12 protein-coding genes are annotated in these 6,438 nt (G+C 40.9%); 7 read left to right on the top strand and 5 right to left on the bottom strand.

Annotated elements, in window-relative coordinates:
- Nucleotides 1–266: 266 nt before the first annotated feature.
- Nucleotides 267–620 (top strand): hypothetical protein, encoded by a 354-nt coding sequence (locus LC586_RS24365; protein WP_229487229.1) that lies wholly within the window; start codon nt 267–269, stop codon nt 618–620.
- Between the two features lie 88 nt (nt 621–708).
- Here LC586_RS24365 and LC586_RS24360 read toward each other — a convergent pair whose 3' ends face one another.
- Nucleotides 709–1,458, bottom strand: coding sequence for an Rpn family recombination-promoting nuclease/putative transposase (locus LC586_RS24360; protein ID WP_229487228.1), 750 nt, complete (start codon nt 1,456–1,458; stop codon nt 709–711).
- A 95-nt stretch (nt 1,459–1,553) separates the two neighbouring features.
- On the opposite strand from LC586_RS24360, the gene LC586_RS24355 reads away from it, so the two are divergent.
- The 4 genes from LC586_RS24355 to LC586_RS24340 all read left to right on the top strand — a co-directional run bounded on the left by LC586_RS24355 (nt 1,554) and on the right by LC586_RS24340 (nt 2,568).
- A complete protein-coding gene (locus LC586_RS24355) occupies nt 1,554–1,748 on the top strand; it encodes a hypothetical protein (RefSeq protein WP_229487227.1) in 195 nt (64 codons plus the stop codon).
- An 8-nt stretch (nt 1,749–1,756) separates the two neighbouring features.
- Nucleotides 1,757–1,957, top strand: a complete 201-nt coding sequence (locus tag LC586_RS24350) for a hypothetical protein (RefSeq protein WP_229487226.1) — start codon at nt 1,757–1,759, stop codon at nt 1,955–1,957.
- Nucleotides 1,954–2,298, top strand: coding sequence for a hypothetical protein (locus tag LC586_RS24345; protein ID WP_229487225.1), 345 nt, complete (start codon nt 1,954–1,956; stop codon nt 2,296–2,298). The genes LC586_RS24350 and LC586_RS24345 overlap by 4 nt, the downstream gene beginning before the upstream one ends.
- Before the next feature lie 81 nt (nt 2,299–2,379).
- Nucleotides 2,380–2,568, top strand: a complete 189-nt coding sequence (locus LC586_RS24340) for a hypothetical protein (RefSeq protein ID WP_229487224.1) — start codon at nt 2,380–2,382, stop codon at nt 2,566–2,568.
- 3 nt (nt 2,569–2,571) lie between these two features.
- On the opposite strand, the gene LC586_RS24335 is transcribed toward LC586_RS24340, so the two are convergent.
- Nucleotides 2,572–2,946, bottom strand: a complete 375-nt coding sequence (locus LC586_RS24335) for a hypothetical protein (RefSeq protein ID WP_229487223.1) — start codon at nt 2,944–2,946, stop codon at nt 2,572–2,574.
- Nucleotides 2,943–3,275: a DUF5674 family protein gene (locus LC586_RS24330; RefSeq protein WP_229487222.1), complete on the bottom strand. Its 333-nt coding sequence runs from the start codon at nt 3,273–3,275 to the stop codon at nt 2,943–2,945. Before LC586_RS24330 ends, LC586_RS24335 begins: the two co-directional genes overlap by 4 nt.
- A gap of 265 nt (nt 3,276–3,540) precedes the next feature.
- Between LC586_RS24330 and LC586_RS24325 the strand changes: the two genes are divergently transcribed.
- A complete protein-coding gene (locus tag LC586_RS24325) occupies nt 3,541–3,861 on the top strand; it encodes a hypothetical protein (protein ID WP_229487221.1) in 321 nt (106 codons plus the stop codon).
- 268 nt (nt 3,862–4,129) lie between these two features.
- On the opposite strand, the gene LC586_RS24320 is transcribed toward LC586_RS24325, so the two are convergent.
- Nucleotides 4,130–4,879 carry an SDR family oxidoreductase gene (locus LC586_RS24320; RefSeq protein WP_229487220.1) on the bottom strand — a complete coding sequence of 250 codons (750 nt, stop codon included), beginning with the start codon at nt 4,877–4,879 and terminating at the stop codon, nt 4,130–4,132.
- A gap of 194 nt (nt 4,880–5,073) precedes the next feature.
- On the bottom strand, nt 5,074–5,610 hold the full coding sequence (locus tag LC586_RS24315; protein ID WP_229487219.1) for a hypothetical protein: 537 nt from the start codon (nt 5,608–5,610) through the stop codon (nt 5,074–5,076).
- 355 nt (nt 5,611–5,965) lie between these two features.
- Here LC586_RS24315 and LC586_RS40805 point away from each other — a divergent pair, with 355 nt between their 5' ends.
- On the top strand, nt 5,966–6,100 hold the full coding sequence (locus LC586_RS40805) for a hypothetical protein (RefSeq protein ID WP_267921722.1): 135 nt from the start codon (nt 5,966–5,968) through the stop codon (nt 6,098–6,100).
- Nucleotides 6,101–6,438 lie beyond the last annotated feature (338 nt).

Below are 6,438 nucleotides of genomic sequence, written 5' to 3'. Positions count from 1 at the left end.
ACCGTCGAACTAAGATTTCCGGAGCGCAGTGGAAGCGAGAAAATGTACCTCAAGTCCTAGCCCATCGCTGTGCCTACCTCAATGGATTATTGTCGGTTTGAGCCACTTCAAAAACTGGGATGCTCCCTTGTTCAATTCCTCTATCACCAAGCAAAAGCAGCAGTCAAAGAGGCTGCAATGCCTGTAATTAAAGCGAACGAATTCCAAATTAGTAAAGCCAAATCTCAACGCAAAGTAGCGGCTGATCTCGTTGACATGGAGGACTTATGAAACAACTAACAGGTTTTATTCCCATCGCAGCATTACCACCATCTACTGCGGCTTCTGCTAAACAACAACTGCTGGAAACAATTGAATGGCTCCAATCTGAGGGAGCGGCAACTGAAACTAATCTTAAATTACTGACTGCAATTGTTGAGTCTATTCTTTGGTCTGAAGAATCATATACCCGATTTTTACAGTGTGGGTTTGATGCAGCAATTGAGTTATTTGATATCAGTTCTCAGAACTGGGAGTTTGAAGAATCAACGTCATCACCTTATAATCTCAGAAATTGGGATGAGTACGAGCAGCTACAACAAACACGGGCATTGTTGTCAACAACCCAGCACCGTCACTAAGTAAGGTAAAAAATGGGGACTTAAAATGCAGCCCTTGGTGAGCCGATTCAGTATAGGAATAGTCGCAAAATTACTCTTGGTTCTCGGATTATTCCTGCTGTAATTGTTGCACTACTTCTACTGATAAACCAGTAACCCGAGCTATCACATCGACGCTAATTCCCTCAGCTAATAAGTTAATAGCAATTTTACGGGCTTTTTCATCGCTACCTTCGGTCTTGATTGATTGATAAACCACTGACTCTTGCATAACATCCTTCCTGAATAAACGCGCAATTACTTCTTGCTCTAATACTAACCCAGCCAGAATTGCACAGGCGGCAGCAATATTACTTTGAGTTCGCCTTTCAGGAATTTTATCAATAGTTTCGGCCGCTTGTTGCAGTGTAGCAACCTTGTTGTCAGTCGCACTTAATACAGCAAATGGTAATAACCCTGGGCTTCTCAAAAAATTTGAAGGAGGCTGCTCCCACAATCGAATCACTGAAAACTCATGTCGTAAACTTTCAGTAGTAAAAGTAGTTTGATACACCTTCTCTGATTCAGTTTTGGCTAAATAAATTACCACTTGGTGCATTCGTTTATTGGGAAAACGGCGATATACCCTCAAACGGTAATCAGCCATCCGAAACGGCATATCGTCATCGGGTTTAGTCTGAAATTCAATGTGGAGAACAACTTCATCTGATTGCAACAAGATTAAAGCATCAGCACGAATAGGTTCTAAAGACAATTCTGTAGGACTTAATTTGGTTAAAGTAATCGGTTCTCCTAATAGCCAAGTGGCGAAATCGGGAGAATACATTTCAGCGATAAATTTGCAAGTGTTATCAAACATAAACCAAGTTTATCAAAGGATAAGGCACTTTCAGCATTAAAGTCACAACTCACCAGATGTACTTCCATATCAGGCTGTTCATCCAAGGATTAAAAATGGCTAATCTTCCACTAATTAATTCAATTGTCAAAGTCATTAAAGCACTGACAGAAAAAGACCCAAGGTTAGGGCAAACAGGTACAGTAATCCAGTATTCAGCACACGGCATGGTTTGCGTTCATTTTCCAGATATGCCACCTAGTCAAGGAATTTTTTTCAATTCACATCATTTACAAATCATAGAATCATAGTCAAGATTATGCCGAGAAAATCCACTCATCCCGCCCCTGCTGACCATTCCTCATTGTGCCTACAGTATCTCCGTCGTTGTGGGGGTAGCGCTCGATTGTGTCATATCAACTTCAGTCTGTCAGTGATTCAAACCTTGGTCAATCAAAGAAAGGTAAAGATTAGCAATACTGGTGCAGGGTTTTTTATTGAATTGGAGGATTCCAAATGACTAATCACAAACAAGTTGTTTACCAATCTCAATTAAACCACAAGAGTAAAATGGTTCCTCGTCGTCGTACTAAGAGAAGATTCAACCCCAGGATTTTCATTGATCACACCATAGAAACAACTGCAATTATCTCTCTGCTCTTGACTGGCTTTTCAGGAGTAGGGGCAATGGGGTGTTGGGGGCTGGAGATTATTGAGACAAATGCTAATCCCAACATCATCATCTCCGGGTGGCAGCAGCAGAAGAGTATTTGCTTGGGTGCAATGGTGGTCAGTTTTTCTGCCTTCTTAGGGACTTCTTTAGTCGGAGCAAGTTTGAGTATTCAACGAGATAAATTTTAGGGAGGGAAACAACAATGGAAATCAAATTAACTACATCAGAGATTCGGACTATCTTGCAAGGATGTCAATATACGTTGCGGCTTGTCGGGAGCAGTAAGGATTATCGCAGGCTTCAATCGTCCTCCTTCCTTTTCTACATCGAATGATGTGGTGCTAAACGATGCGTTCAATGTTTTAGGAGAAGTAGTAGAGGCAATTGATCAGGTGGAGCAATTTAATCGACAAGGAGAATCAAGTCATGGAGCGGTTAAACAGAGGAAGAATTCATAGAGTTCAGGCACTCAGTGATTCCGGTTCTGTACGTGATATTTCCAAAACTCGCTGTAACCAATATGAAGTTTCAAGAGATGCAGATTGCTTCTGTTCGGCATCCGACCAAATGTTCTCCCAATTGAATAGCCATCGAGTCAACAAGCGACCTAAGTCAACCAACTCTGCTGCTCTATCAATGTCCTCTGCTTTCACCATATCTGGTACAGTCCACTCGATAAAGTATCGACTTTCTTTGACCAGAGTCAGCATCAATTCCTGGGACGAGCCTTGAGTCCACAAAAACTGAATTTGCTCAAGGTGTGCAGCTAGATGATGTAAACGGGTAGTCACATCATCTTGTATAAAAATTTGTTGTCTCGGTGTCAATTCGATCATAAATTTCCCAGGAATTCGATAATGATTTGAGCGACCCCTTCTCTAATATTAGAGTCCAATATCTCCATTGACTTATTTTGCCGGGGGCGGAGATTGACAATTGATTCAAAAATCATCTTTTGAGTTACAGGCATCAAGCTTGCTGCCCAGATAGTTTCTTGCCGACTACCATCACCCAAAAGAGCCTGTTCGCAGTCATAGTGTAAATCACCACCACCAACTAGTACCCGACGTTCGATATCGACTGCGGTTTTGATGTAGAACTTGTGCTGTTGCAGCATTTGTTCAAGTTGCTCCGGGGTAGCGCGTTCGCGTAACAGCAAAATCATTTAAATCATAACCTCTATCAGGGAAAGGCATTCTAATTATGGAACGGAATCAAGCACAAGTAATTGCTGTAGGTCTGACTAGCACATTAGCGGCCATATCTATCGGGTATTTAGGAGTGCAAATATGAAGGCAGAAATACAATGTACACGATTACTACAGCCATGTTAGGGCTGGGGACTGGAGGATCTATGGGTCAGATTTTGGTAGAGAAAAGGCAGCAGCGAGTAGTACAAACACAGTCAAAACAAAGATAGGAGCAATCGCATGGAAACTTCAAAAGTTGTGACTATTCCTAATTATTGGACATCACCCAAATATTCATTCGGGCAGAGAAGCAAGCAGGGAGTGATTGTTGGGATTCAGTATTATCCACCCAATAATCTATTGACTGGCTTGTGTAACGAATCTTGGCGTTATGCTCTCCTAGATAAAAACGATTTTTCCGAAGTGTCACATCTTGAAGAGGAGAAAATTCATCTGGTTACACCAAGCGAATTATGTGCTGAACTTCAAGCTGAGATTGAAGCGTATCAGCGTAAAATACTAATTCTCAAGCACCAGTTGGGGGCAATATCCAATGGTTAAGTCGGTGTCCACGTACTAATAAGTACCTCTAATAATAGATGACTTGATTAGAGTTAGAGCCGACTTTTCACGGAATACGGAAAAGTCAAAGTCAGAAGGATATTGCTCAACTTTTTACAAAAGACGGCGATTCATCCCATTCCTTCAATATGGGATGAATCGCCGTTCGCCGTAAGGGTCAATAGTCAATAGTATCGAGTATACGAAAATCGTGAAAGATGTACTAATAATTAATAACTTACGCCACGGCTTCAAGTCGTGGCGTAAGTTACCAAGCTACTGGTTCGCCAAGATGGAAAAACCCACCACTGGGGCCATCATTTGGCAATATCGCTAATTCAACACCAGTTTTCGCACCTGATGCGATGTCCATCATTGCACCTTCACCACCTAATTCCGTTTTTACCCAACCCGGATGAGCGCTATTAATTTTCACCGGAGTATTGCGTAACTCATGAGCTAAATGAATCGTGAATGAGTTAACAGCTGCCTTGGAAGCATCATAAGCAAATGGTTTGGAATCATAGATGAATGAATTGGGGTCGGCATGAAGTGTTAACGAGCCTTCAATACTCGACATATTTACAATTCGACCGCTAGGGCTATTCAATATTAACGGCAATGCTCGTTGAGTTAATTCCACTAATCCAAAAAAGTTTGTGTTAAATGTCTGTCGAATAATCTCTACAGAAACAGAACTAGCATTACTGGTTAACCAGTCACCATCTAAAAACACACCCGCGTTATTGATCAAGACATCAAGCCTACCAAAAGAATCACTAATCTGTTGAACGGCAGATTCAATTTGAGTACTATCAGTGATATCCAGGGCAATTGGGTGAGCTATTATTCCTTCCTTCTCTAAATTACTTGCTGCTGTTTTAGCTGCATCTAAGTTTCGGGCTGCTATCAGAATTGTCAATCCATGTTGTCCGAGTTGGCGACTCATTTCCAGCCCCAGACCTTTATTTGCACCAGTAATGAAAGCTACTTTGTTCTTTAGTTCGTCCTGCGCCATGATTAAGCACTCCTGTGTAGTGATGAATTTAGATCACATTTCAGAACAAGATGTTTAAGCTGAGTTTAAATACTGGGTTAATCCTCTCACAAAGTTTAAACGTTGAGAACCTAGAAGAAAGGCTAGGTTAAACAGCACACGCTTGTTGGCAAAACAAAAAAGTAATTCAAATAGGATTATTGCGATGAGCTTGACTATGCGGAAATTTTTTCACCAACAGCTTGATGTATAATTTCTTTCTTTAACGAATCTGCTGCAACTGCTGCAATGGTTTCCCAATCTTCTTGTTTTAACAACACCCCAAGCAGTTCACGCAGTATCTCTCGATTAGAAATGAATTCTTCGCCATAAAATTCATCATCTTCCAGAGTAGCAAGTATGTATTCTCTTACCTCTGGTGTCGGCAATCTAAATTTTTCAAGTATCCTTTCTCTTGCAGCAATGACTGCAATTTTCGTAGCTGTCCCTAAATTCCAATTATTCAGCAGTAACCGCACTTCTCTATTTAGAGAAATACGCAACGTCGTGAAGCGTCCCCAAAGTTCTAGATTGCCCATTAAGGAACCAAATGCTGACCCCCAATCTAATCCAGCCCCAATGTTACCACCAACTTTATCTTCAGCTTCAACACCTTTTCGCAACCATTCTTCATCAAATAATAAACCCATTGGATTTACTGCATTTTCTTGATTAAAGACGCTTTGACTGTAATTAGGTTCTTCCTGACTCATTAACTTCACCTCGCTACCTATTCAGAAGAATGACGAACTCCATACTCAAAGTTCTCCACAGGTGTACATGGCATCTGGCGCACCAACGGCTGCTGTTAAAATTATCAACCGCTTGAGTGCTGTCCAGTGTCACCAGGTTCACAGATTAACCATGCTATCGGCTTTCCTCTGTTTCAATAACTTATACAAAAGATTACACTTTTTCATCTGGGCAATGGGATTATGAAAAAAAATGCCAAGGAAATATAATTTTTTCGATTAGTTTATGCCCAAAGAAATATTCCCTTCATCATTTGAGTGTGATTGTGGCTATCAACTTCATTTTTTCGAGAACACAATTAAGGAAATGAAGTTGATGAGTAAACAGAAAAAAACTCTCCTTTCTGATGGAGCAGATCCAAAACACACTATTGTATTTGAGCATGGGTTGATGGTCGATATCCAATGCCCTAAACAAAGGAAGAAGAAAAACTTGCAAAATAAAAAATAGAAAGCTTGGGAAATAAATTTCAGCATCAGTCATGAAAAGCTTGTAGGGATAGGGTGTAGGGAATCCCACACTTAAAAGCAGGTGTTCTGTGAGCATCAGAGGCTGTCGATCCCACTTCAGAAAAAAGCCCCAAAAACGGAGTTTTTTTCATCCCTATTTTTTTTCGTCAACCCTGCCACTTCCTTTGTGACACCCATCTTGTATAGCTTTGAGTGCTTTCAAGTGACACCAAGTTCATAATTTAACTATGCCGCTTTTTGTGACATTCCTTTAATAGCAAGGGTTCTAGAGTTTTACTTCATCTTGCCGCTTTCTGTGACATCTATACACAGTAAGGC

Origin of the sequence: Nostoc favosum CHAB5714 (assembly GCF_020829495.1) — a bacterium.
In the GTDB taxonomy this organism is placed as follows: domain Bacteria; phylum Cyanobacteriota; class Cyanobacteriia; order Cyanobacteriales; family Nostocaceae; genus Nostoc; species Nostoc favosum.
Note: the sequence above shows the minus strand (reverse complement) of the source record. Positions and strands in the feature narration are given on the sequence as shown.